Source organism: Halonotius sp. GCM10025705 (genome assembly GCF_042662885.1).
Classification (GTDB): Archaea; Halobacteriota; Halobacteria; order Halobacteriales; family Haloferacaceae; genus Halonotius; species Halonotius aquaticus.
Window position 1 is genome coordinate 608,874 of the sequence record NZ_JBHSZD010000001.1, and the last position, 24,132, is coordinate 633,005.

Sequence of the window (24,132 nt, forward strand, 5' to 3'; positions counted from 1 at the left end):
CTCAGCGATCCTCTAACACCGCACGGGCGGCTTTGCGACCGCTTTCCATCGCGCCCTGAATCGACGACCACTCGGTGTACTCACCGGCCAGATAGGTGCGTCGCCCGCCGTCACGCACATCTGGCAGCGACTCGTGAATCCCGGGCGGTTGGGCGAACTGCGCAAACGGAATCCGATCGGTTCGAAGGGGGTCGAGGCCGTCGAACTGCCGGTCGGGGTACCACGCCGACAGCGTCTTGCGGGTCTTGGCAGCGAGTTGCTGGCTGTCGGTGTCGACGGCGTCGTCGCCGAGGAACGTCGCATTCAGCAGCACCCCGTCGTCGGGCGCGTACTCGGGGGCGACCGTCGACATCGGCACAACCGTATTCGGCGCGCTGTCGCCGGCGTTCAACAGCAGTCGCCGCCCGGTGTCGAGACCGTCGGCCGCTGGGAGCCGATAGTGTTGGGTGACACAGCCGACGCCATCGGTCGGGATCGCAGCACAGTCGGTGAGCCGCGCCGCTTGTCGCGCGCCGGTTGCCACGACGACGGCGTCGACCGCACGGCGATCGTTGTCGGTGACGACGACCGCATGCCGGCGTTTTTGTTTGAGTTCTGTGACAGCCTCGCCGGTCTGGATTGTTGCCCCGGCGTCGGCGGCGGCCGCGGCGAGTTGCCGCGGGATTGCGGCCATCCCCTCGGCCGGCACCGCGCTGTCGCCGTCGCTGAGGGCCTTGAACGTGTACTCGAAGACGCGCTTGGAGGTCGACAGCGATCGATCCAGCGTGATCCCACCGTAGAACGGCGCGATGAAGTTGCTGCTGTACTGCTCGGAAAACCCCCATTCACGAAGCCACTCGCGGATCGATGCGTCGGGTCGCTGGAGCAGATCGTCGTAGGCTCGTGTCGAAAGATCCTGTCGGAGCGCGAGCGTTCGCAGTTTGTCGGTTGTGGTGACCTCAGCAGTAAGCAGACTGGCAAGGGCAGCACTCGGATCACCCAGTGGATCGGCCAACACCGACCGACTGCCGGGCCGGGCGATCGTTGCGCCCGGCGAAAACCGCCGGAGGTCGAGGGCAGCAAGATCGAGTTCTCGTTGTACCGCCGGGTAGGCGGTAAACAGCACCTGAAAGCCACGATCCAACGTATAGCCGCGTTCGGTGTGGGTTGTGACGCGGCCCCCCACCGTCTCGTCGGCCTCATACAGCGTGACATCCGCGCCACCAGCCGCGAGATGGCGGGCGGCGACCAACCCCGCGAGTCCGCCGCCGATAACGACAACAGAACGACTCATACCGCACTATGGGGTGGCGGGGGCAAAGAAGCACCCGGACTCCTGTCAGACTGTAGCGGTGTCGGCCTACCCACCGAGTGACTCAATCCACGCGATCGTTGCCTCAAGCGTTTTCGGGTGGGCCATCAGTTCGAGATGCGAGAGGCCGTCGAGAATCGATACCTGACTCCCCTCGGTGTCAGCCAGCAACGACTCGTATGCTGACGGGATCACGGCCTCGTCGTCGCTGCCGACGAGCGTGAGTGTCGGCTGTTCGATCTCGGTGACGACGGTATGCTCATCCGGCACCAGATCGGTTGCCAGCCGGAACGTGTAAGACCGCGTCTCAGCTCCATAGCGGGCGCTCTCAGGCATGTTGTAGCTGACGACCTCGGTGTCATTGTAGAGGCCAACACCGAGGCCGTTGAACAGCCCAGCTACCAGGGCCGACTGAACGTTGAACTGCTGCCAGCCGCCGAAGGCGCGTCGGCTCGTCGGAGTGAGCAGTCGCCCAAGATGCGGTGCCAAAAACAGATAGGCGTCGGCGAGGCTGTCGCCGAGTGGATCCGCGCCGATCCGGGCCGCAAATCCGCCGCCGGCACCGTGGCCGCCGATGATCACTGTGTCGAACTCATCGAGTGGCGTCGGCCGCTGGAGGCTGTTTGCGGTGGCGATAACCGCTTCAAGATCGTCGCTGAGTTGCCCCACATACTCGCTGTCACCACGGCGAATCGGGTTGGGCCCGTGGCCCCGAATATCGGGGGTGATGACGTGGGCAACCCCTGTCTCGGCAATCGCCGTGGCCAGCGGAGTGAGCATCCGGCTATCGAGGGTCGCGTTATGATACAGGATCAACACGGTGTCTGGATCGCCGTCAGCCAGATACTCCCGGAACACCGGCTTTTGGGTGCCCGCGGTTGTCTCCTTTGTTGGCGGGGCATTCGCCCAGTCGATGGCATCCAGCACCGAGTAATCGATCGTTCCCTCGGGTGGGTCGCCGCCGAGACAGCCGGCTGTGCCGCCGGCGATGGCGGTTGCGGTCAACCCGAGTGTCTGCCGCCGGGACAGCGGGGAACCCATCGCTGTGGGCTACGCTGCCGCACACATAATAGCTTGCCATCAGGTCACTCACAGCTCCCCGAGCGACGGGAAGGGCTTAGGGCGTCGGTACCCAACGCCGTGTATGGAACCAACGGGGGCTGTTCAGGGCCTACGGTGTCCGGACTGCGAGACGATCCACCCGCTCGATGCCGATCAGGGCTGTCCGACCTGTGGCACTGCCTGCACCGTCGCCTACGACTACGACGCGGTCGACGCTGCCGCGCTGTTCGACCGCGGCGCACCTCCCCGCGGCACCGACGCGGCCACCGGCAGCCAGTCCGCACGCGGACAGTGGCAGTATGACGCCTTGTTGCCGTTCGACGCCGCCGACGCCGTCACCGCCGGCGAGGGGGCGACGCCGCTGGTCGCCGCCGATCGGCTGGCCGACGAACTCAGCGTCGACAGCGTCTACATCAAAGACGAGAGCCGGAATCCAACAGGAACGATCTATGATCGCGGCATGAGTATCGCGGCGACCGCGATCGCAGCCAGAGGCTCTCCCGAGGCTGTCGAACCGGCCGCAGTGGCGACAACCGGCAACAGCGGGCAATCGGCAGCGGCGTATCTGGGTCGCCTCGGCGTTCGGAGCTACGCGTTTGTCCCCTCGCGGTCAGCGTTTTCGAACAAGGCGATGATCAACGTCCACGGCGGGGAGATGCAGGTCGTCGGTGGGCGGTACTCGGATGCCGCCGACGCTGTCGACGAGCAGTTGGCTGGCGACTACTACTCGCTGCAGGAGTTCACCACGCCGTACCGACAGGAGGGCGCGAAGACCCTGGCCTTCGAGCTGTATGCGGATCTCGGCGCGGTTCCGGATGTCGTTTTCGTCCCGGCAAGCACCGGCGAGGTGGTTGTTGGCGTTGCCGCTGGCTTCGAGGAGTTGGTCACGATTGGCGTTGCTGATGAGACGCCAACCTTGGTGGCGGTACAGCCGACGGGGTGTGCACCGATCGCCACCGCGGTCGACAGCGGCGCGAGCGCACCCGAGCCGTGGGCTGTCCCGGATACGATCGTCGGCGAACTGGAGGTGCCTGATCCGGCCGGCGGCGAGCAGGCTGTCGCCGCCTTGGAGCGACTCAACGGAGCAGCTGTCACCGTCGACGACGATGAGATCCTCGAATCGGCGGTCGCCGTCGCCAGCAACGAGGTCATCGAGATGGGCGCGGCCGGCGGCGCGGCCCCGGCTGGCGCGTGGCGGTACGCCGACGATGGCGGCTTCGATGGCGACGAGACGGTGGTGTTGCTCAACACCGAATCCGGCACCAAGACGCCGGATATTCTCCGCAGTCATCTGATGGGCCCCGGTGGATAGCCCGCGGTCGTCGCTGCTTCCCGGTAGCTATTTGCCCTCGACACCGCTGCCCCTGTATGTTCAGCGACACCATGGAGGACTACCTGAAGGCGATCTACGTCCTTCAGACCGAGGGCGGGCCGCCGGTGTCGACCTCCGAGATCGCGGAGTATCTTGAGAAGACCCCGCCGACGGTCACCAGCATGGTGAGTTCGCTGGCCGAAAACGACCTTATCGACCACGAGAAGTACAAAGGCGTCGAGTTGACCGCGGAGGGCGAAACTGTCGCACTCGAAGTTATCCGCCACCATCGCCTGCTGGAAACGTATCTCACTGAGCAGCTTGACTACGACTGGCACGAGGTACACGAGGAGGCCGACGCCTTAGAACACCACATCTCCGAGGAGTTCGAACGCCGCGTCGCCGAGGCCCTCGATAACCCGACTGTCGACCCCCACGGCGATCCGATTCCGGGTGTCGACCTCGACCCAATCGAGGGCGACGATGCTGTCCGACTCACCGAGTTTGAGACCGGCGATCACGTCGTCGTCAGCCGCGTTAGCGACCGCGACGAAGAAGAGTTGACCTATCTCGAAGCGGCCGGCATCACGCCGGGGACGGAACTCGAACTCACCGATATCGCGCCGTTCGGCATGATCACCGTCGAAACCGCCAGCGGCGACGAGCAGAGCCTTCCTGAATCCGTCGCGCGGTCGATTCGGGTTGAGCCGGTTGATGAGGCTGTGGCCTGAGCGGTGAGCGGTGGCTACCGCGTTGCCAGCAGGGCAACACGTGAGGTGCGTTAGGCTTCGACCCAGATCGTTTCGATCCCACAGTTTGGACAGTCGTGTAGCGTCTCCATTGGTTTATCATCGTCCGGGATCGCCTCCTCGTCGACCGATGCGACTGCTGTTTCGCCGCAGATAAGGCATTCGAATTCGACGTTCATGCGTCGATACTACCCATTCACAGCCGATATATCTGACTCGATTGCTGGACAGCGATGACGTGACTTACCCAAAGCTGTCACGCTCACATCTCCCCGTCGGGCAGCCACGCTGGCCGGTTCACCGTCGCCGTTCCGACCGCCGAAAGGTCGTATCTTGTTTGCCTGGTATTTCCCTCGCTTGCTCTCGTGATATTGTACTCTGCGATGAATCCCGCCTCGGAAACGGTAATCTGTCCAGACGCAGTATCGAACGGAACCGAGTCAGGATCTTTGAATCCAGTCACCCGGTACCTGACAGCCGTCGTTTCCGCAACGGTGACCGTCCGCGTCGCGTTCAGTTCGAGTGCCACGAGGGGTTGTTCGAGTCCCTCTTGTGAGGCGACGCGAGAGGGAGTCCAGTTTTCGTCGGGATTTCGGCTCAGTTCGCCCGTCGTCCGGTCGTACTCGAAGACGCCCTCAGCGGTGTAGTAGTAGTGCTCGTCGGATCCAAACAGTGTGTCTGTCCATCGTATTGAGGCGGCTCCAGCGTCGGTATCCAAGGTTCGCACTACCGTGCGGTTGCTGTCGTCATCGACGGTGCTCAATCGGCTCGTTCGGGACGTGTTCTGCACTGTCGTCTTATGCGTCTGGATTGCAGTACCGATATCCGCGATCCCCTCTTGTGACCAACCAGAGGGATATGAAACGTTCTCAACAGTCGCTTCGGGAGCCGGCGACTGTTGCTCCGGAGTCGGTGATCCAGTACAGCCAGCGAGTATGAGAACAACGGCCAGCAGCATCACAGAACGGGGGCCTCGAACGCGGTTGACCATACCGACACTCACCGGAAACCACTCAAAACAGTTGGGACTCGATATCGGAGCAAGCAGTGTATCGGGATCACATTGTTCCCTATCGCTCAATTAGATTCTACCGCTGGGTGGTTGATTTGCATTGCGTCGGCTGGCTACGATTCGATACTCTCAGACTCATCATCACGCCGAACGACCAACACCGGGCCAACCGAGGACGCGGCCACGCGTTCGGCTTCATCGCCGAAGACGAGCGACCGCAGCGACGGGGCTGCCTCGCCGATCACAATCGCGTCGTGGGTCGGTGCCGCATCCATCAGCGAATCGAACGGCGAGCCGGTCGCCGTCGACGTGTTCGTGTCGATCCCGGCCTCACGAAGCTGGGTCGCAGCCGTTTCTAAGCGGTCGTCGACCGCCGCCTCGGCGTCGGTTGCGAGCAACAGTGTCACGGCGATATCGCGGTTACCGATCAACTCGATCACGAACTCAACGATCCGATCGGCGGCGACCTCGCCCGACAGCGAGACGAGGAGGGAATCGGCATCGCCGGTCATCCCGGAGATCGCAAACGCCTCGGCGTCGATCTCATCGGCGACGCGGGTCACCGTCTGCTCGCGGTCGTGGGTGAACACCAGCCGGTGGTCGGCCGCGCCGCCGGCTGCTCGGAACTCCTCGCTGAGGTCTTCCAGCGCGGCGGTCGCGCGTTCCTCATACTGCTGGCGCGCCTGATCCGGCGGCGTCTGTTCGGGCAGGACATGGTAGCCGAGGACGGTCACATCGACCGTTCCCAGCAAGGCCATCAGCCCCGGTGCGACTGTCTTACCCGCCAAGACTTCGACGGGGACGAGGACGCGGGTCATTATAGCGCTCCTTTGAGGCTAATGTCGCGGGCGTAATAGAAGTACCACCCGGCGGTTCCCGCGATAACGCCGAGGCCAACGCCGATCGACAGCGGATCCATGAATGCGATCAGGCCGAAACTCGCCAGCGCGCCGACCGCTGGGATCACCGGCCCACCCGGAACGACGAAGTCGGGATCGTACCACTCGGGCCTGTCGCGACGGATGGCGATCAGCGCAACACACATCAATCCGTACATGATCAGATGCAGGAAGGAGGCGACCTCGGCGAGCAGCTGCACCTGCCGGGTCGCAGCCAACACGACCACGGGGCCGCCGGCCAGTCCAAGGGCGACGTGTGGGGTTCCATATTTCAGGTTGATTCGACTCGCCCACCCCGGAAGCAAGGCGTCTTTCGAGACGCCGTAGATGGCTCGCGAGGTGCTAAGAATCGAGGCGTTGGCCGACGACATCGTCGCCAACAGCCCGCCGATGATGATCACGAGCGCGCCTGGCGTCCCGAGCAGCGCGCGACCGATCTCGACCATCGCGGTCTCGCCGGCGGCGGCCAGGGCGTCTTGTGTGAAGACACTCGTCGCCACGAAGATCGTTATGACATACATCGCGGTGACGATCAACACCGAGCCGAGCATCGCCAGCGGGAGGTTCCGCCCAGGGGATTTCATCTCGCCGGCGACGGTGGCGACCTGTGCGAAGCCGAGATACGACGTGAACACGAGGGCAGCCACCGACATAATCGGGCCGATCGCCCAGACGTTTCGCGCCTCGCCCGGCGGTGTGCCGGCATCGACGAAGCCGAGGGCGTCGGCCATCCCGAAGGCGAGAAACGCGACCAGCATTGACAACAACAGTGCGACGATCCCGTTTTGGAGTTTGGCCGCGTTTTCGGTGCCGGTCACGTTCAACACGGTAAAGCCGATCCCGGCGATGACGGCGATCGCGGAGACGATGATACCCGGACTCGCGCCGACGGTAATCCCGACCAGGGCAAGCCCATCCAGTGCGTAAAATCCAGGCCGACCAGATAGAAGGCGGTCGCAAACACGAGACCGATCCACAGCGAGAGGCCGATGATCGTCCCCGCGAGTGTCCCCAACCCACGAGAGATGAAGTAGTAGCCGCCGCCGCTTTTCGGCATCGCCGTTGCCAACTCTGAGGTCGGTAGCGCGACCAGTAAGGCGATGATCCCGCCGACGCCGAAGGAGGCTGCAGCCGCCGTCCCGACTTCTGCGCCGGCCAGCCCCGGAAAGACGAAGATGCCTGCGCCGATCATCGTCCCGATGCCGATGGCCAACCCACCGGAGAGCCCGAGTGTGCGTTCGAGTTCGGCGTCTTCGGTGATCGTTGCCTCGTCGGTCTCGACGACCGGCTCGGCGTCGGGTGCCTCGCCCTGGATGTTGGTTCCGGTCGGTTCGCTACTCATTGCCAAGGCTTCACTCCCGGCGCGGTAATAAGCTGGGGCCGTAGCGACACCAAACGGTTTCATGCTGGGCCGTCGATGGGCGAGTATGTTCGACAAATCGACTTGGATCAAGCTCCCGCGCAACGTGGTCGTCGGCCACGGCGTCATCGAGGAGCTTGGTCAAGCGGTCGCCGAACTCCATCTCCACGGTGACCCGCTTGTCGTCACCAGCCCGACGCCGAACGAACTCGCGGGCGATCGCCTGCGCGCCCAACTCGACGACCCAACGACGGTTACCATTGAATCCGCCAGCTTCGATTCCATCGAGCGCGTCGTCGAGGTCGCCCGCGATGTCGACGCCGGCTATCTGATCGCCCTCGGCGGCGGCAAACCTATCGACATCGCCAAGATGGCTGCCGATGAGATCGACCGCGGCTTCGTCTCGGTGCCGACCGCCGCCAGCCACGACGGCATCGTCTCCGGCCGCTCGTCGATCCCGGAGGGTGACAGCCGCCACTCGATCGCCGCCGACCCGCCGCTGGCGGTCGTCGCCGACACGGAAGTCATCGCCCGCGCGCCGTGGGAGTTGACGACCGCCGGCTGTGCCGATATCATCTCGAACTACACCGCCGTCCAGGACTGGCGGCTCGCCCACAGACTCAAAAACGTCGAATACTCCGAGTACGCCGCCGCGCTCTCGGAGATGACCGCCGAGATGTTGGTCGACAATGCCGCCTCGATCCGCCCAAATCTCGAAGAGTCCGCGTGGATCGTCGTCAAGGCGCTCGTCTCCTCCGGCGTCGCCATGTCGATCGCGGGCTCCTCCCGTCCCGCTTCGGGCGCGGAACACCTGTTTTCCCACCAACTCGACCGCATCGCGCCGAACAAAGCCTTGCATGGCCACCAGGTCGGCGTCGGCTCGATTTTGACCGAATACCTCCATAGCGGCGACGGCGGCCGCTGGCGGGCGATCCGGCAGGCCCTCGACAGCATCGACGCGCCGACGACGGCCGACGAACTCGGGGTTAGTGACGATGAGGTGCTGGAGGCGCTGACGACGGCTCACGAAATCCGGGATCGCTATACGATCCTCGGCAACGGTGTCGACCTCGATGCGGCCGTCGAGACGGCGACCGTGACCGGCGTCATCGACCGCGAGTAAGACCGTCACCGCATCGCTGTTCGCCGCTGCTCGTACCGCGCGGTTGCTGTGCCGCTGCTCGCAGTGAGTCGAAACCCGCATTACCGACACGTCCCAAGTCGGGGTATGGAGACTCCGATGGTCGGCGGCTGGGCTCGTGACCACCCGCGGGCGACGACACTGCTCTTGGCCGTGGTCGGCTACGCGGCAGTCGTCGGCGTGTTCGCGGTGCCCTCGGTACAGGCCCTCTTTCCGGAACTGAGCCTTGGACAGGTCAATCTGCTGGCCCACGCGATTGCGGTCGTCAACACGTTTGCGGTCACGTCGCTGGCCGCCGGCTGGTACTGGATCCGCAACGACGAGGTGAGCAAACATGCCCACGCGATGCTTTCGGCGTTCGTCCTCATCCTCCTGTTTTTGAGTATGTACCTCCCGAAAGTCGCCGGCGGCGGCACCAAAGAGTTCGTGCTTGACTCGGCCTACAGTTGGGTGCCGCTGTGGGAGTGGGTGTATCCGGCTTACCTGCTTATGCTCGCAATCCACATCCTGCTGTCGATTCTGGCGATGCCACTCGTCTTGTACGCTGTCGTGCTCGGACTGACGCATACGCCTGAGGAGCTTCGCACGCAGACACCCCACCGCACTGTCGGCCGGGTCGCTGCCGGGACGTGGATTCTCTCGCTGGCGTTAGGCGTCATCACCTATCTGTTGCTCAACCACGTCTACGCCTACGACTTCGTGGCCGCCTGATGGCACGCGATGGCTTCGCCGACGCGGGACTTTTGTCGGTGCGGCCGCAGCCTCCGACCATGCGGCACGTAGCGTGGGGGCGATCTCGATGAACGTTGCCGTCGCCCAGACACCGGCCGATGCGGTGGCCACGCAGTTGCGCGAGACGGTCGCGGCGATCGACGAACTCAGCCTTGTCGATCCGGCGGCCGCCGACGTGCTCCTCGCCGTCGGCGACGCTGCCCTCCGAGCGGCTGTCGACAGCGAGCCTGATCGACCGTTGCTCTTGCTGCCAGCGAGCGACAGCGATGACACGCCAACCGATCGCTCGACCCTGCTTGCACACCTCGCGGCCCACGCGGCGACGACAGTGCCAACGACGACCCGCCGGGTGCTGTCAGTACAGACTGGTGACACGGCAACGCGTGCTGTTCGGGACTGTGCGATCGTGACGACCGATCCAGCCCGGATCTCGGAGTACCGAGCGGTGACCGAGGAGACGACGCTGACGACGTTTCGCGCCGACGGCGTCGTCGTCGCCACGCCGCTGGGAACGGCCACCTACAGCCGGGCTGCCGGCGGGCCGCGGCTCGCACCCGACACCGGCCTCGCGGTCGTTCCCATCGCCCCGTTTGCGATGACGGCCGATCAGTGGGTTGTCAGCCCGCCGCTGACGCTCCGGGTTGAGCGCGACGACGCTGTGAGCGTCCTCGCCGACGGTCGCGCGGTCGCCAGTGGCGGTGCCGACCTCACGGTTTCCGTCTCGGTTGCGGGATCGATCACCGTTGTTGATCGTCGCCGGCTCGATGAGCGCGGGCGCAATTGGAAAAACTCTAATGAGTCGTCGCCACAGGACTAGGTATGTACCCACTACAGTTTCTCGTTCCCCTCGGCTGGATCGAGACGGTCGGGCCGATGCTCCCGATTGCCATCCTCACCCTTGCGGTCGGCAACATCGTCACCCGACTGATGAGCCACCGCACGCAGAAACAACAGGTTGAGCAAACCGGCGACGACGGGCTCAGTCGCTATCCGCCACACGTGTTCACCACCACCGGGCTGGTCATCCTTGGGCTGCTGTTTACCGTGTACCGACCGACCAGCGGCATGATCCTCATGCTGCCGGTGATCGGCGTGTTCATCACCGACTTCTTCGAGTACGAGTCCAGAGCGGTCGAAGCCCGCAACGATATGACGTTCGAACGCCCGAAAGCGGGCTTTGCGATCTCACTGCTCGTGTTGGTGTACGCCGCCTACTACGCACTCCCGTTCCTCTATCAGCCGGTGCTCGACGCCCTGTTGGCGTAACGAACCGGCCCACCACCGCGGCGTCGGTTCCACCGGTGTGTGCTCGATCGACAGTCGCTGATGCTGATTCGGTAGTTCCCCGGTTCAAAACATCGATATGAGCTGCTCAAAAGACAGCGGTGTCGACGCCCAGCCTTACTGGAAGCCGACGCGGCCGCCCCGACGGTCGCCGAGTTGGTCGCCGCCGCCGCGGAACTGCTCTTCGACATCCTCGTAGTAGGCCTCGATCTCGTCGGTGACGGTCGGGCGCACCGATTCAAGCGCCTGTCGGAAGTGCTGCATCTCGACTTCCGTCGCGTCGTCGTCATCCCGAAGGGCTTCGATCGCGCTCTCGCGGGCGATCGACTCCAGATCCGAGCCGACGTAGCCGTCAGTGATCTCAGCGATCTCACGGAGGCTGACATCGGGCGACAGCGGCGTGTCGTCGGTGTGGATCTTGAGGATCTGCTCGCGGCCTTCCTCGTCGGGTTGGCCGATCTTCACCAAGCGATCGAACCGCCCCGACCGGAGTAAGGCAGGGTCGATCATATCCGGGCGGTTGGTCGCGCCGATGACCATCACATCGCCCATCTCTTCGAGCCCGTCGAGTTCGGTCAACAGTTGGTTGACAACCCGTTCCGAGACGTTGTTGCCCATGTCTTGGCCGCGGGCAGGGGCGAGGCTGTCGAGCTCATCGAAGAAGATGATCGTCGGGTTGACCTGCCGGGCCTTCCGGAACGTCTGGCGGATCGCTTTCTCGGATTCCCCGACCCACTTCGAGAGCAGTTGTGGCCCCCGCACCGAGATGAAGTTGGCGTTGGTCTCGCTGGCGACGGCTTTCGCCATCAACGTCTTGCCAGTGCCGGGTGGGCCGTACAACAGGATGCCTTTCGGAGCCTCGACGCCCATCCGTTCGAACTTTTCGGGGCTTGTCAGCGGCCACTCAACGGCCTCTTTGACCTGTTGTTGTGGTGATTCGAGCCCGCCGACATCGTCCCAGGTGATCTTGGGTAACTCGACGAGTACCTCCCGCATCGCCGAGGGTTCGACCTCGTTGAGTGCGCCCCGGAAGTCCTCGCGTTTGACGATCATTCGATCGATCAAACTTGGCGGGATATCCTCCTCGTCGAGATCGATCTCTGGGAGGTATCGCCGGAGTGCCTTCATCGCCGCCTCCTTGGTTAGACTCTGGATGTCGGCACCGACGAAGCCATGCGTTTCGCCAGCAAGGTGGCCCAGCGACACATCGTCGGACAGCGGCATCCCACGGGTGTGGATCTGGAGGATCTCCTTGCGGCCAACTTCGTCGGGGACGCCGATCTCGATCTCTCGATCAAACCGCCCCGGTCGACGCAACGCGGGATCGACGCTGTCGACACGGTTGGTCGCAGCGATGACGACGACTTGTCCGCGAGCCTCCAGCCCGTCCATCATCGTCAGCAGTTGGGCGACGACGCGCCGTTCGACCTCGCCGGTCACGTCCTCGCGTTTCGGTGCGATGGAGTCGAGTTCGTCGATGAAGATGATCGATGGCGACTCGTCTTTGGCGTCTTCGAAGATCTCCCTGAGTTGCTGCTCGCTCTCCCCGTAGTACTTCGAGATGATCTCCGGGCCGGCGATAGAGAAGAAACTCGCGGAGGTCTCGTTGGCGACAGCCTTGGCGAGTAAGGTTTTCCCGGTGCCGGGTGGCCCGTGTAACAGCACCCCCTGCGGTGGCTCGATGCCGAGTTTCTTGAAGATCTGGGGGTGTTTCATCGGCAACTCGACCATCTCGCGGACGCGCTGGATCTCGTTTTCGAGGCCGCCGATATCCTCGTAGGTGATCCCGCCGCCGGTCTTCTCGAAACCCGAGATGGGCTCCTCGCGAAGTTCCACGTCGGTGTCTTCGGTGATGAGACAGACGCCCTCGGGCTCGGTTTCGACGGCGATCAGCGGGATCGCCTGTCCTGGCGAGCGCATGAAGGGGTGGTTCGTTGAGGACATCACCGGGACGATGTCGCGTTCGACAACCGGCCGCTTCAAGATCTGCCGTTTGACCATCCCAGCGGCGTCGCTGCCGAACTGGACGCTGGCCTCCTCGGGCGGAGCGAGGACGAGCTTTTCGGCCTTTTCGGCCTCGGCCTTGCGGATCGAGACGCGTTCGCCGATGCCGACGTCCGCGTTCTGCCGCGTAAAGCCGTCGATGCGGACGGTGTCGGTGTTCCAGTCTTGGCGGTCGGCGCGCCAGACCTTCGCGGCGGTCGTTTCCGCGCCCTCGATCTCGATGATGTCGCCCGGCGAGAGCTTGAGATGCAGCAGTGTATCGGGGTCAAGACGGGCGATCCCGCGACCCGAATCGTTCGGGTACGCCTTCGCCACTTCAAGTTGCACTTCGTTCATGATTGTCTCTCAGTAATTACCAACTCGTCAGTCCGGTCGGCGGATAAGTGTGTTGCTACCCGGGGGTTCGCCCACGAATCGCCGTCCCGGCTTGCGGCCTGCCGGTCGCCCGTGCGTCGTGTCGTGTCACAGTATACCAAACGAGTGGCTCCGCACACAAATCCCTACCGGCTGCGGCCGTATTGCGACCACGCCATCCGCGACACTTAGGAGCCTGCCACCCACAGCCCACAGCATGCTCCTCACGAACGCCGAACTCGTCGATGGTCACACCGTCGACTGCCGCATCGACGGCGAACAGATCGCTGCGGTCGAGCCTGAGCTTGATCCAGCACCCGACGAGTCGGTGATCGACGCCGCCGGCAACCTGCTTTTGCCGGGCGCAATCGACGCCCACGTTCACTTCCGCGAACCCGGATACCCACACAAGGAAACGTGGACAACCGGCACCCGGAGTGCGGCTGCTGGTGGCGTCACAACCGTCATCGACATGCCGAACACGTCGCCACCGACGACGACCGGCGAGAGCTTCGACACTAAGGCTGCAGCCGCCGAGCAGGCCTGTATCGATTATGGGATCAACGGCGGCGTCACCGGCGACTGGGAGCCTGACTCGCTGTTCGACCGCCCACTCTGCGCGCTCGGTGAAGTCTTCCTCGCGGATTCGACCGGCGACATGGGTGTCGCTCCCGATGATTTCGCTGACGCCGTCGACCGAGCCGTCGACGAGGGGGTAACGGTCACCGTCCACGCCGAGGACGAAACCCTCTTCGACACTGCCGCCCGCGACGCCGACGCCGGCGGGCCGGGCCGGGCGGCCAATGCCGATCTCTGGAGCACCTACCGCACAGCCGAGGCTGAGGCAGCGGCCGTCGAGTACGCAACCGAAGTCGGCCAGGAAACGGGTGCAGATCTCCACATCGCCCATACGTCGACGCCGGAGGGGATCGATGCCGCCGTCGACGGCGGCGCGACCTGTGAGGTCTGTCCACATCATCTCTATCTCTCCCGTGCGGATCTCGACGAGCTCGGCACCCACGGCCGCATGAACCCGCCGCTCCGGAGCGAGGATCGCCGCCAAGCCGTCTTTGAACGCGTCGCCGACGGCACCGTCGACATCGTTGCAACCGATCACGCGCCGCACACACGCGAGGAGAAGGATGCTGGCCTGTGGGACGCCCCCAGCGGCGTCCCCGGCGTCGAGACGATGCTGCCGCTGCTGTTAGAATCGGCTCGCCAAGGAGAGTTCAGCTACGAGCGCGTCGTCGACCTCGTCGCTCACAACCCGGCCGAGATCTTCGATCTGGAATCGAAGGGGCGGATCGCCCCCGGCTACGACGCTGATCTCGTCCTCGTCGACCCTGACGACCCCCGAGCGATCCGCGGCGATGACACTCACAGCAAATGCGGGTGGACGCCGTTTGCGGGTCGGCAAGGCGTCTTCCCGGAACTCACGATGGTTCGCGGCCAGGTCGTCTATGAGCGCACGCCGGCCGATGGACGTGACCGCAGCGATGATGATGAGCAGTTTGGCGACGTCGACGGCGAAAACGTCCGCACCTGAGGGGTCGCGTTCCACCAGCCGCGGGGCGGCCGCTGGACTCATATGCACTGCGCCCGTTGACCAACTGTGGACGCGACTCATCTCGACGACGCCCTGCGAGCGGCCTTCGATAGCCCAGCGGCCGACCGCCGCGTCGTCATCCGCCAGGCGACCGATCTTGCCGCTGTCGGCAAGCCCGAAGCCGACCGGGGTTGCCCTCAGCGTCGACGATATCGTCGATAATCTGCAGGACGCTCCCGACGGCGCGGATCTCGTCGACCGCTGGAACTGGTGGCTTGGCGCGCTCGAACTCGCCTACGGCGGCTACCAACAGTTCACCGTCCAAGCGAAAGCAGGCGATCCAGCACTCGACACCTAACGCGACCCCGGATCGACGGATGAAAGCGTCGCCAGCGACGATCAGTTGCTAATGGACGTGCAGTTTCTCGGCGGGGCCGGCGAGGTTGGCCGCAGTGCAATCCTCGTCAACGACCGCCTGCTGCTTGATTACGGGGTTCAGACAGCAACGCCGATGCAGTACCCTGTTGGCGACGTTGAGCCCGAAGCCGTTGTTGTCTCCCACGGCCATCTCGATCACGCCGGTGCGGTGCCGACGCTGCTCTCGGGTGACCGCCGCCCCGAGATCCACTGGACGCCGCCGACCGCGGCACTGACCCGGATTCTTGCCCGCGATACGCTGAAACTCCATGGCGGCACCATGCAGTGTCCCTTTACGCAGACTCACGTCGCCCGCCTCGGGGAAGTCGAGTGTCGACACGGCTACCGCGAGTCCTTCGAGGCGGCAGGCCACGAGATCACCCTCTACGACGCCGGCCACATCCCCGGCAGCGCGCACGTTCTCGTCGACGACGGCGACACACGGCTGCTGTACACCGCGGATTTTCACACCGACGACACCAGGTTGTTGTCGGGGTCGACAGCGCGGCCCGCGGCGGATGTCGTTATCTGTGAATCAACCTACGCAGACGTGTCCCACGAGAACCGCGAGTCGGTCGAAGCCCGCTTCGCAGAGACGACGCGGACGACGCTGTGGGAGGGTGGCACCGTCGTCGTTCCGGCTTTCGGGATTGGGCGCACACAGGAGATGCTCATGGTCTGTGCCGCCCACGATATCGACTGCTACGTCGACGGGATGGGCGTCGAGGTACTTGACATGCTTCGAGGGTACCCTGATTTTCTGCGCGATGCAGACGCCCTCGATCGCGCCGCCCGCCACGCGCGCACAGTCACCGGCCGGGACGGCCAACGAAAACGGATCGCCGCTCAAAATACCGTTATCGTCACCACCAGTGGGATGCTTGCCGGCGGGCCGGCGATGACCTATATCCCCGAGATTAGAACTGACCCGACCAACCGGATCTCGCTGACCGGCTATCAGGTCGAGGGGACGCCCGGGCGAGAACTGCTTGAGACGGGCCGATGTGAGCTCAACGGCGGGGTTCGGCCGGTCGCTGCCCAAACTGCACTCTTTGATTTCTCTGCTCACGCCGACCGCGATGGGTTGCGATCATTTCTCGATGCCTACGAGGAGGCGACGGTGCTCGTCAACCACGGCGACAACTGTGAGGGATTCGCTGCTGAACTGCGTGACGAGGGGGTTGACGCCAGCGCGCCCGGCGTCGGCGATGACTGCACTGTGGGGTAAGCCAAACGAAACGCTTTACACCACGTCCCCGGTATCGTAGGCTGCGGGCTCGTGGGTTAGCTTGGCCATACTTCGGGCCTTGGGTGCCCGTGACCCCGGTTCGAATCCGGGCGAGCCCATTCAATTCTGCGAACGAAGTGAGTCGTCGTTGCGCTGCTGGTAAGCAATCGGCACGGCTTTTTCGGACTACTACACCAACAGCCAGCAATGCCGCTCTCACGTCGCCGGCTACTGGGCGTACTCGGCTCGGCAGCGACAGCCACAGCCGGCTGTCTCGGAACCGATGAGTCAGCCGCTCCATCAGGGCCGTCAGGCTCGCCACCGGCGCGCCCGGCGACGGCGACAGCGGCCTACACCCACCTACAGGCCAGCGGGAACCGCCTCCTCGCCGGAACCGGCAACGTCGCTGACGCGTCTCCGGTGGAAATCGATGTCGACGGCCGCCCGGCATGGCTACTCGCTACCGGTAAAACCGATAGCTATTGGACGATCGTCACGTCCGACGGTGTCGCCACAACTCACCGTCTCAGTGGCGGCGACAGCGAACTGGTGGTCGACCACGGTACCATTCAACTCCCACCAGTTGGCTACCGTACGACTGGGCCGCCCGAACTCATCACCCGACCGGCGGACTGTGCCGACCACACCCATCCAGTTCCCATCGATGGCGGGCTCTGTTATGTCGCTGCCAACGGCGACGTTGTGCTCTGGCGCGATGCGTCACCGACGCGACTGGCCGTGGCCGCACCGGTTGACGCCCGGCTTGTCGCCGTCGACGACAGCCGGCTGGCGGTCTACGGGGCGAAGACGGATCGATACCGCCACGGCGCGCTCGGCGATCAAACCGAGGCTGGCAGTCTGGCGGTTATCGATACTGCCGCCGAGGGCGTCATAACAACTGTCGAACTCGACGCGCCGACCGTTTTCGAGGGGGTGTCACCGCTGGTGGCTGACCTCGATGGCGACGGTGAAACGGAGCTTGTCACAACCGTCGCTGATTCGACCGATGGTGCGCGGATTCGGGTGTATGATACCGGTGGATCCGAGGTGGCAACAGGGCCGATCTATGGCTCCGGCTGGCGACACCAGCTCTGTGTTGCATCGTTCACCCCGGACGGAACCCGCGAACTCGCTGTCGTCAGAAAACCACACGTCGACCGAACCGTCGAGTTCTACCGCCTCCGCGACGACGAACTTTCAGTCGTCGCCACGCGTGAGGGGTATTCGAGTCACACCTATGGCTCACGGAATCTCGATGGCGGCCTGGCTGGCGATCTCGACGGCGACGGCCAGCCCGAACTACTTGTGCCGACGACCGATCGTTGGACGATCGATGCACTCCGGCGAACTGACGACGGGACTACGCCGGCATGGTCGTTCGATCTCGATGGCCCGCTGACGACGAATCTGACCGGTGTCTCACTCACCGAGGGCCGTGCTGCTGTCGGGGCTGGAACCGCCGACCACGTGCGAGTCTGGCAGGGCTAAGTGTGGGTATTACGGCGTGTATCAACGGTAAGAAAATCTATGTAGCTGCCGAGAATTGTTCGAGCCAGTTCGACGACGATTGACGACCTATGCCAACGCGTAGCTGTCGCCGTTTTTCGAGATCAGGTTCTGCTTCTCAAGACATTTGAGGACGCTGTACAAGGAGATCTTCTTCATATCGAGGCCATTCTGCAGTTCGTTGATTGTCACGGTGCCGTTCATCGACAGGAACAGATACACGAGCTTTGCCCGGGGTGATTCGAGTTCGCCCGGAAGTGCGATCTGCGACGCCGTCTCTGCGATCATATCTTACCCTTGGCTTCGACAATAATAAATGTAGGCTACGTCGTTCGTCGAACCCACACAAACGAGACAAACGCCTGTTTTTCGGGGTCTGAGCTGGTCTCCCCGGTTCGATGTGATCAATCATGACTGATGCTGCAGCCGGTATCGGCCGCCTGTTTCGACTGTCGACGTATTCGTGTGGGATGCTCACATACGACGTGTTTTTCGGCGGTTCGGTGCTGGTGATTACTGAGGTAAGCCGGTTCCGAGTACGTTTTCCATCACCGACAACAACCGGAGGATATGATTCTCCTGAGACGACGGGCTTTGTCTCGTGGGCTGGCTACGAGCGTGGGTTCTCGACACCGGTGACCGTATCCACTCGGCAGGTGGTGTGCCCAACAGTGTGCCATTCAGTATGCGTGGATTGCTTCATCTCGGGCGGCTTCGGCGGCCTCGACGAGTGTCTCCGGGAATGTCGGATGTGCGTGCATTGTGGTCACGATATCGCCAAGCGAGGCCTCCAGTTCGAGGGCCAGCGTCGCCTCGGCGATCGTATCCGAGGCGCGTGCCCCGACGATCCGCACACCAAGCAGTTGTTCGTCGCTGTCGGCGATCACCTTGAGATACCCTGACGTTTTATCGGTCGTCAGCGCGCGACCGGAGGTTGCCATCGGCATCCGACCGACCACCACGTCGTCGTACTGCTCGGTAGCCGCAGCCTCAGACAGGCCGACGGTGGCGACCTCCGGGTCGGTGTACATCACTGTCGGCATGTACTCGGTGTCGACAGCGCGCTCCTCGCCAGCGGCCACCGCGGCGGCGATTTTTCCTTCGTGGGCGGCAACGTGTGCCAGATACGGTGGGCCGGCGGCGTCGCCGATCGCAAGGATGCTGTCGTCGGCCGTCCGAAGCTGGTCGTCGACATCGATGACGCCGTTGTCAGTGTGTTCGATATCGGTGGTAGCGAGCCCCAGACGGTCATATGCGGCGGTTGGCTCCCGGCCGGCAGCGACGACGATGTAATCGCCGGGGAGCCGGATTTCCTCGTCGTCCTGCTCGGCGACGAGGACGGGGCGGCCGTCGTCGTACTCAACGCCCTGGGCCAGCGTCGAGGTGTAGATCTCGTCGTCGTACATCTCGCTGGTCTCCTGAATCGAATCGACGATTTCGGGCTCGAACTGGGTGAGCACGCGGTCGAGGGCTTCGACGATCTTGACGCGCGCGCCGAACTTCGAGAATTTCGTCACTGCTTCCATCCCGATGTAGCCGCCGCCAACGACGACGATCTCGTCGGGCACCTCGTCGACCTGCAGGATCTCTCGGGAGGAGATGACGCCTTTCTGGTCGTATTCGAGGCCAGGGATCTCGATGGGATCGGAGCCGGTAGCGATGATCGCCGTCTCGAAGGTGATCGGTTGCGGCTCGTCGTCGCTGGTGCCGCTATCATTGTCGACGTGAAGTGTATTCGAGTCCGCGAACCGAGCGGTGCCTTCGATCACTTCGACGCCGTGGTGATCGAGGCTATCGAGGACTTGCTGATCGAGTGTGTCGATCACGCTGTCCTTCCAGTCTTGGATGGCGTCGAAATCGACATCGACCGGGCCGGTTTTGATGCCGAGGGCGTTCCAGTGGTCGATATCCTTCTGGAAGCCGGCGGCGTGGATCAACGCTTTCGCGGGGATACAGCCGTGGTTGAGACAGACGCCGCCGACGGTTTCGCGCTCGACGAGGACGACATCGAGGCCCTTCTGTGCGCCGCGGATGGCTGCGGTGTAGCCGCCCGGCCCGGCACCGATGACAGCGAGATCGGTCATTGTTGGCATTAGTCATGCTACGATTCGGATCACAATAGTAGTTCGTCACGATCGACCGCTCAGAAGGTCGTATTTTCACCAGAATTTCACTGGTCATGGAAGGCTTGGTAACGAGAACGCAATTTTAGAATATAGCCGTTTGTACTCCAAACTATTTTGTCATTTTTGACCGAATATTACCTCATCCTACTGTTATGAACGTACCTGGGCCAAGTGCTTTCGCACAAGGACGAGAGGAGATTTGGTTGTGGCCATCCGCTGTGACGGCATATTATCTCACACTCCATGATTCGTTTCTGGGCCTAATCCTGTTTCTTGTGTCAATCCCTGCAGGTGCTATTTTTTACACATTACACGGGACAATACGCGATATTGTAGATGAGCAGAAGCAAATTAGCCGCAGAAAGACTCAGCAATCACGAGGCAACAAAACAGACCCCTCAGAGATCGCCATTAATGCATGGGGTGATGCATTTGACACTCTTTTCCCTTCTCACCCAGCCACTCAAATCATAGTTACTTTCGGGATGCTAATTGGAATTCTACTGTTTATTTTGTCTTTTATATGGTTGTCTAAGAGAATAATTGTCTCCTATCCGCCGACAATAACAGAAATTGGTTTAATTTCACTTCCAATACTATCAGTATCGATTATAGGTGCGAAGCTTTTGTGGAACTCTTAATATCCACAACCGCATCCAACAACACTTATCCGCGGCTGTCGGTTTCCCAAATTCATGAGCGAACTCGCTGTCGTCCTGCCGGACGGCTCCGAACTGAGCGTGCCCGAAGGGGCAACGTTGGAGGATGTGGCCTACGAGATCGGCCCCGGCCTCGGCGACGACACCGTTGCCGGCAAGATCGAAGGCGAATTAGTCGACAAAGCGACGCCCGTCTCCGACGGCGACCGGATCGAGATCGTCACCGACCAAAGCGACGAATACCTCTCTGTGTTGCGACACTCGGCGGCTCACGTCTTTGCACAGGCTCTGCTGCGACTGTACGACGACGCCAAACTCACCATCGGCCCGTGGACTGAGGAGGGCTTCTACTACGATATCACCGGTGTCGATCTCGACGAGGATGACCTCCGAGAGATCGAAGATGAGATGCAGGAGATCATCGACGCCGACTACGATATCGAACGCGTCGTCTACGACCGCGACGAGGCCGTCGCAAAGTACGAAGGCGACAACGAGTACAAGCTCGATATCCTCGGCCGGGAAGCCGACGAGGCGGAGGTTTCCTTCTACGAGCAGGCCGAGTTCGAGGATCTCTGTCAGGGCCCCCACGTCGAGTCGACCGGCGAGATCGGCGCGTTCAAACTCCTCAACATCTCGTCGTCCTATTGGCGCGGCGACGAGGAAAACGACACCCTGACTCGCGTTCACGGCACAGCTTTCGAGAAAGAATCCGATCTCGAAGACTTCCTCACGATGCGCGAGGAGGCCAAAGAGCGCGACCACCGCAAACTCGGTCAAGAACTCGATTTATTCTCCATTCCGACCGTCACCGGCCCTGGCCTGCCGCTGTATCACCCCAACGGCAAAACCATCCTCAAAGAGCTTGAGGACTACGGCGAGTCGATGAACGAGGAGTACGGCTACGAGTACGTCGAGACGCCACACCTCTTCCGAACGGAACTCTGGAAGCAGTCGGGGCATTACGACAACTACGTCGACGACATGTTCCTGCTCGACGTGAACGACGAGGAGTACGGCCTCAAGCCGATGAACTGCCCCGGCCACGCGACAATCTTCGAGCAAAACTCCTGGTCATACCGCGATCTGCCCGTCCGCTACGCCGAAAACGGCAAAGTCTATCGTAAGGAGCAGCGCGGCGAACTCTCGGGGCTCTCCCGCGTCTGGGCGTTCACCATCGACGACGGCCACCTCTTCGTCCGGCCCGAACAGATTGAATCGGAGGTCAACGACATCATGGCGATGATCAACGACGTGCTGGAGACGTTCGACCTCGACTACGAGGTCGCTCTCGCCACGCGACCAGAGAAATCAGTCGGCGGCGACGAGATCTGGGAAAAGGCCGAGTCCCAACTCGAAAGCGTCCTCGAAAGTGCGAACATGGACTACGAACTGGAGGCCGGCGACGGCGCGTTCTACGGCCCGAAGATCGATTTCGCCTTCACTGACGCGCTGGGTCGCAAGTGGGACGGGCCGACCGTCCAACTCGATTTCAACATGCCCGAGCGATTCGATCTCTCCTACACCGGCGAAGACAACGAAGAACATCGCCCGGTGATGATCCACCGCGCGCTGTACGGCAGTTTCGAGCGGTTCTTCATGGTGCTCATCGAGCATTACGACGGGAAGTTCCCGCTGTGGCTCGCACCCGAACAGGTTCGTATTCTGCCGATCAGCGACGACGAACTCGGCTACGCTCACCGCCTGAAAAACGACCTCGAAGCCGCCGATTTCCGCGTCGACATCGAGGATCGCTCCTGGACGCTCGGCCGGAAGATCCGCGAGGCACAGGACGACCGGGTGCCGTACATGCTCGTCGTCGGCAGCGACGAGGCCGAGGCCGGTACTGTCTCAGTCCGGGATCGCAAGGAGCGCGAACAGCAGGATATCGAGCTTGAGACGTTCATCGACCACCTCAGCGACGAGCGCGACGAGAAACGCGAGGAACCGGACTTCCTCGACTGACCCCTTACGGTTCGACCCAACCGCGCCGCGGCGTTTATTCGACTCCCACCCCTCAACCAAGGTATGCGCGCCGTCAGATTCCATAGCCACGGTGGCACCGACGTACTCCAGGTAGACGAACTCGACCGCCCCGAACCGGCGGCCGACGAGGTGCTGATCGCCGTCGACGGTGCAGCGGTCAACCCCGTCGACACCTACTTTCGAGAGGGATCCTACGAGCCGTTCACGCTGCCGATGATCCCCGGCATCGACGCCGCCGGCGAGGTTGTTGCCGTCGGCAACGATGTAACCGGCTTCAGCGGGGGCGACGCGGTCATGGCCACCGGCATCGGCAAGGATCACTACGGCGGCTACGCCGAGTACACCGCGATCCCCGACGACCGAGTCGTCACCCTCCCTGAGGGCGTCGACACCGTTGCCGCCGGCGCGGCGGGCGTCGCCGCCGTCACGGCATGGCGCGCACTGATCGACCACGCTGATCTCCAACTCGGCGACTGGTGTCTAATTCACGGTGGCTCCGGTGGCGTCGGCCACGCGGCCGTCCAAATCGCGGCCGCCGCGGGCGCACAGGTGATCACAACCGCCAGCCCGCAGTATCACGACGAGCTTGGCGATCTTGGCGCGGATCACGTCTTCGACTACCACCGTGATGATCTCGCCGACGCAGTCCTCGATGCCAGCGACGGCGGTGTCGACGTGGTTCTCGATCACCGCATGCACGAGTACCTCCAGTTCGATGCCGACGTGGCCGCTACCGGCTGTCGGGTTGTCGGAATCGGCGAAAAGGAGCAGTCGGTCGGCTTCAGCCAGTCTTCAGCCGTCCGTGGGAAGGATCTGCAGCTGACGCTGATGAGCATGTTCAACACGCCCGATCTGCGAGACCCGCTCCGGAACGTAGCGCGACTGCTGGCGTCAGGTGAGCTGGATATTGAGATCGCTCAGCAGTACGACCTTGACGGCGCAGCCGAGGCTCAGCGTGCGGTGCTGGCGGAGAGCTTCCTCGGCAAACTCGTTATCACCCCCTGAACGGGCGGGCGGCTATAGTACCAAACTCAGTTGACGACGAACGCGTATCCCGCCGCGGCCCCGCCGATGAGCCCGCTGGCAACGAGGGTTGCCCAGGGATGGAATTCCAGCCAGTCGTACTGTGTCGGGAAGCTGTAGATAACCCCCGACGGAAGCAGCAGCGTCCAGGCAGCTGTCAGCCCAAAGATAGCCAGCCCAACCGCGAGCATGATCCCGGCGACAAGCGTCGGATCAGCCTGCCCACGGACACCTGAGAGGAAGATCACAACCCCCAGGATGGCCAGAAAGATCCCGCCGGTGAGACCGAACGGGCCAGCCCCATAGTAGGCACCCAACAGCTCCGTCTGTCCGGTGATAAGCACATACGGCGCGGCGGCGACCACGGTAAAGACGAGTGACGCCACGGCTCCGAGATACGGCAGCATGCGATCCGGCTCCATACCACCGTCTCGGCCGCCC

The 24,132-nt window shown here is 62.9% G+C and carries 20 protein-coding genes, 1 tRNA gene and 2 pseudogenes; 13 read left to right on the forward strand and 10 right to left on the reverse strand.

The features are described 5' to 3' along the window. Nucleotide 1 precedes the first annotated feature (1 nt). Both ACFQJB_RS03445 and ACFQJB_RS03450 read right to left on the reverse strand, forming a co-directional pair. Nucleotides 2–1,273: an NAD(P)/FAD-dependent oxidoreductase gene (locus tag ACFQJB_RS03445; protein WP_379723986.1), complete on the reverse strand. Its 1,272-nt coding sequence runs from the start codon at nucleotides 1,271–1,273 to the stop codon at nucleotides 2–4. A gap of 66 nt (nucleotides 1,274–1,339) precedes the next feature. Continuing rightward, nucleotides 1,340–2,332 (reverse strand): alpha/beta fold hydrolase, encoded by a 993-nt coding sequence (locus ACFQJB_RS03450; protein ID WP_379723989.1) that lies wholly within the window; start codon nucleotides 2,330–2,332, stop codon nucleotides 1,340–1,342. Between the two features lie 103 nt (nucleotides 2,333–2,435). Between ACFQJB_RS03450 and ACFQJB_RS03455 the strand changes: the two genes are divergently transcribed. Together ACFQJB_RS03455 and ACFQJB_RS03460 are read left to right on the forward strand one after the other, a co-directional pair. Then, nucleotides 2,436–3,665, forward strand: a complete 1,230-nt coding sequence (locus ACFQJB_RS03455) for a threonine synthase (protein WP_379723992.1) — start codon at nucleotides 2,436–2,438, stop codon at nucleotides 3,663–3,665. A 56-nt stretch (nucleotides 3,666–3,721) separates the two neighbouring features. Next, nucleotides 3,722–4,396: a metal-dependent transcriptional regulator gene (locus ACFQJB_RS03460; RefSeq protein ID WP_379723995.1), complete on the forward strand. Its 675-nt coding sequence runs from the start codon at nucleotides 3,722–3,724 to the stop codon at nucleotides 4,394–4,396. A 50-nt stretch (nucleotides 4,397–4,446) separates the two neighbouring features. On the opposite strand, the gene ACFQJB_RS03465 is transcribed toward ACFQJB_RS03460, so the two are convergent. The 4 genes and pseudogenes from ACFQJB_RS03465 to ACFQJB_RS03480 all read right to left on the reverse strand — a co-directional run bounded on the left by ACFQJB_RS03465 (nucleotide 4,447) and on the right by ACFQJB_RS03480 (nucleotide 7,667). Further along, a complete protein-coding gene (locus tag ACFQJB_RS03465; protein ID WP_379723998.1) occupies nucleotides 4,447–4,593 on the reverse strand; it encodes a hypothetical protein in 147 nt (48 codons plus the stop codon). Nucleotides 4,594–4,676: 83 nt separating this feature from the next. Next, on the reverse strand, nucleotides 4,677–5,405 hold the full coding sequence (locus ACFQJB_RS03470; RefSeq protein ID WP_379724001.1) for a DUF7537 family lipoprotein: 729 nt from the start codon (nucleotides 5,403–5,405) through the stop codon (nucleotides 4,677–4,679). Between the two features lie 134 nt (nucleotides 5,406–5,539). Continuing rightward, entirely contained in the window at nucleotides 5,540–6,244 is a 705-nt protein-coding gene (locus ACFQJB_RS03475) for a universal stress protein (RefSeq protein WP_379724004.1), read from the reverse strand. Beyond that, nucleotides 6,244–7,667: pseudogene (locus ACFQJB_RS03480) on the reverse strand (APC family permease). The gene ACFQJB_RS03475 and the pseudogene ACFQJB_RS03480 overlap by 1 nt, the downstream one beginning before the upstream one ends. 85 nt (nucleotides 7,668–7,752) lie before the next feature. On the opposite strand from ACFQJB_RS03480, the gene ACFQJB_RS03485 reads away from it, so the two are divergent. The 4 genes from ACFQJB_RS03485 (at nucleotide 7,753) to ACFQJB_RS03500 (ending at nucleotide 10,824) form a co-directional block, all read left to right on the forward strand. Continuing rightward, nucleotides 7,753–8,808: an NAD(P)-dependent glycerol-1-phosphate dehydrogenase gene (locus ACFQJB_RS03485; RefSeq protein WP_379724007.1), complete on the forward strand. Its 1,056-nt coding sequence runs from the start codon at nucleotides 7,753–7,755 to the stop codon at nucleotides 8,806–8,808. A 105-nt stretch (nucleotides 8,809–8,913) separates the two neighbouring features. Next, nucleotides 8,914–9,537 carry a DUF420 domain-containing protein gene (locus ACFQJB_RS03490; protein ID WP_379724010.1) on the forward strand — a complete coding sequence of 208 codons (624 nt, stop codon included), beginning with the start codon at nucleotides 8,914–8,916 and terminating at the stop codon, nucleotides 9,535–9,537. A gap of 88 nt (nucleotides 9,538–9,625) precedes the next feature. Next, entirely contained in the window at nucleotides 9,626–10,375 is a 750-nt protein-coding gene (locus tag ACFQJB_RS03495) for an ATP-NAD kinase (RefSeq protein ID WP_379724013.1), read from the forward strand. Nucleotides 10,376–10,377: 2 nt separating this feature from the next. Further along, on the forward strand, nucleotides 10,378–10,824 hold the full coding sequence (locus tag ACFQJB_RS03500) for a DUF7313 family protein (protein ID WP_379724016.1): 447 nt from the start codon (nucleotides 10,378–10,380) through the stop codon (nucleotides 10,822–10,824). A 135-nt stretch (nucleotides 10,825–10,959) separates the two neighbouring features. Here ACFQJB_RS03500 and ACFQJB_RS03505 read toward each other — a convergent pair whose 3' ends face one another. After that, the gene (locus ACFQJB_RS03505) at nucleotides 10,960–13,182 is read right to left on the reverse strand and encodes a CDC48 family AAA ATPase (RefSeq protein ID WP_379724019.1); all 2,223 of its coding nucleotides are present in this window, start codon (nucleotides 13,180–13,182) and stop codon (nucleotides 10,960–10,962) included. Nucleotides 13,183–13,417: 235 nt separating this feature from the next. Here ACFQJB_RS03505 and ACFQJB_RS03510 point away from each other — a divergent pair, with 235 nt between their 5' ends. From ACFQJB_RS03510 to ACFQJB_RS03530, 5 genes and pseudogenes are all read left to right on the forward strand, one after another. Next, a complete protein-coding gene (locus ACFQJB_RS03510) occupies nucleotides 13,418–14,746 on the forward strand; it encodes a dihydroorotase (protein ID WP_379724022.1) in 1,329 nt (442 codons plus the stop codon). Nucleotides 14,747–14,812: 66 nt separating this feature from the next. After that, nucleotides 14,813–15,104: pseudogene (locus ACFQJB_RS03515) on the forward strand (hypothetical protein). A 51-nt stretch (nucleotides 15,105–15,155) separates the two neighbouring features. Beyond that, entirely contained in the window at nucleotides 15,156–16,391 is a 1,236-nt protein-coding gene (locus ACFQJB_RS03520) for an MBL fold metallo-hydrolase (protein WP_379724025.1), read from the forward strand. A 45-nt stretch (nucleotides 16,392–16,436) separates the two neighbouring features. Next, nucleotides 16,437–16,510 (forward strand) — tRNA-Pro (locus tag ACFQJB_RS03525). 88 nt (nucleotides 16,511–16,598) lie between these two features. After that, complete coding sequence (locus ACFQJB_RS03530) at nucleotides 16,599–17,879, forward strand: hypothetical protein (protein WP_379724028.1); 1,281 nt, start codon at nucleotides 16,599–16,601, stop codon at nucleotides 17,877–17,879. A gap of 87 nt (nucleotides 17,880–17,966) precedes the next feature. Here ACFQJB_RS03530 and ACFQJB_RS03535 read toward each other — a convergent pair whose 3' ends face one another. Both ACFQJB_RS03535 and lpdA read right to left on the reverse strand, forming a co-directional pair. Further along, complete coding sequence (locus ACFQJB_RS03535) at nucleotides 17,967–18,185, reverse strand: TrmB family transcriptional regulator (protein ID WP_120100475.1); 219 nt, start codon at nucleotides 18,183–18,185, stop codon at nucleotides 17,967–17,969. A gap of 392 nt (nucleotides 18,186–18,577) precedes the next feature. Then, nucleotides 18,578–19,990 (reverse strand): dihydrolipoyl dehydrogenase, encoded by a 1,413-nt coding sequence (lpdA, locus tag ACFQJB_RS03540; RefSeq protein ID WP_379724031.1) that lies wholly within the window; start codon nucleotides 19,988–19,990, stop codon nucleotides 18,578–18,580. A 728-nt stretch (nucleotides 19,991–20,718) separates the two neighbouring features. On the opposite strand from lpdA, the gene thrS reads away from it, so the two are divergent. Together thrS and ACFQJB_RS03550 are read left to right on the forward strand one after the other, a co-directional pair. Beyond that, nucleotides 20,719–22,647 (forward strand): threonine--tRNA ligase, encoded by a 1,929-nt coding sequence (gene thrS, locus ACFQJB_RS03545; protein ID WP_379724034.1) that lies wholly within the window; start codon nucleotides 20,719–20,721, stop codon nucleotides 22,645–22,647. 63 nt (nucleotides 22,648–22,710) lie between these two features. Next, nucleotides 22,711–23,673, forward strand: a complete 963-nt coding sequence (locus ACFQJB_RS03550; RefSeq protein WP_379724037.1) for an NADPH:quinone reductase — start codon at nucleotides 22,711–22,713, stop codon at nucleotides 23,671–23,673. Nucleotides 23,674–23,699: 26 nt separating this feature from the next. Here ACFQJB_RS03550 and ACFQJB_RS03555 read toward each other — a convergent pair whose 3' ends face one another. Then, the gene (locus ACFQJB_RS03555; RefSeq protein ID WP_379724039.1) at nucleotides 23,700–24,113 is read right to left on the reverse strand and encodes a DUF7548 family protein; all 414 of its coding nucleotides are present in this window, start codon (nucleotides 24,111–24,113) and stop codon (nucleotides 23,700–23,702) included. Nucleotides 24,114–24,132 lie beyond the last annotated feature (19 nt).

Coding starts and splice junctions, on each gene's coding strand:
- ACFQJB_RS03445 (WP_379723986.1), bottom strand. CDS start 1,273: ATGAGTCGTTCTGTTGTCGTTATCGGCGGCGGACTCGCGGGGTTGGTC.
- ACFQJB_RS03450 (WP_379723989.1), bottom strand. CDS start 2,332: ATGGGTTCCCCGCTGTCCCGGCGGCAGACACTCGGGTTGACCGCAACC.
- ACFQJB_RS03455 (WP_379723992.1), top strand. CDS start 2,436: ATGGAACCAACGGGGGCTGTTCAGGGCCTACGGTGTCCGGACTGCGAG.
- ACFQJB_RS03460 (WP_379723995.1), top strand. CDS start 3,722: ATGTTCAGCGACACCATGGAGGACTACCTGAAGGCGATCTACGTCCTT.
- ACFQJB_RS03465 (WP_379723998.1), bottom strand. CDS start 4,593: ATGAACGTCGAATTCGAATGCCTTATCTGCGGCGAAACAGCAGTCGCA.
- ACFQJB_RS03470 (WP_379724001.1), bottom strand. CDS start 5,405: ATGGTCAACCGCGTTCGAGGCCCCCGTTCTGTGATGCTGCTGGCCGTT.
- ACFQJB_RS03475 (WP_379724004.1), bottom strand. CDS start 6,244: ATGACCCGCGTCCTCGTCCCCGTCGAAGTCTTGGCGGGTAAGACAGTC.
- ACFQJB_RS03485 (WP_379724007.1), top strand. CDS start 7,753: ATGTTCGACAAATCGACTTGGATCAAGCTCCCGCGCAACGTGGTCGTC.
- ACFQJB_RS03490 (WP_379724010.1), top strand. CDS start 8,914: ATGGAGACTCCGATGGTCGGCGGCTGGGCTCGTGACCACCCGCGGGCG.
- ACFQJB_RS03495 (WP_379724013.1), top strand. CDS start 9,626: ATGAACGTTGCCGTCGCCCAGACACCGGCCGATGCGGTGGCCACGCAG.
- ACFQJB_RS03500 (WP_379724016.1), top strand. CDS start 10,378: ATGTACCCACTACAGTTTCTCGTTCCCCTCGGCTGGATCGAGACGGTC.
- ACFQJB_RS03505 (WP_379724019.1), bottom strand. CDS start 13,182: ATGAACGAAGTGCAACTTGAAGTGGCGAAGGCGTACCCGAACGATTCG.
- ACFQJB_RS03510 (WP_379724022.1), top strand. CDS start 13,418: ATGCTCCTCACGAACGCCGAACTCGTCGATGGTCACACCGTCGACTGC.
- ACFQJB_RS03520 (WP_379724025.1), top strand. CDS start 15,156: ATGGACGTGCAGTTTCTCGGCGGGGCCGGCGAGGTTGGCCGCAGTGCA.
- ACFQJB_RS03530 (WP_379724028.1), top strand. CDS start 16,599: ATGCCGCTCTCACGTCGCCGGCTACTGGGCGTACTCGGCTCGGCAGCG.
- ACFQJB_RS03535 (WP_120100475.1), bottom strand. CDS start 18,185: ATGATCGCAGAGACGGCGTCGCAGATCGCACTTCCGGGCGAACTCGAA.
- lpdA (WP_379724031.1), bottom strand. CDS start 19,990: ATGCCAACAATGACCGATCTCGCTGTCATCGGTGCCGGGCCGGGCGGC.
- thrS (WP_379724034.1), top strand. CDS start 20,719: ATGAGCGAACTCGCTGTCGTCCTGCCGGACGGCTCCGAACTGAGCGTG.
- ACFQJB_RS03550 (WP_379724037.1), top strand. CDS start 22,711: ATGCGCGCCGTCAGATTCCATAGCCACGGTGGCACCGACGTACTCCAG.
- ACFQJB_RS03555 (WP_379724039.1), bottom strand. CDS start 24,113: ATGGAGCCGGATCGCATGCTGCCGTATCTCGGAGCCGTGGCGTCACTC.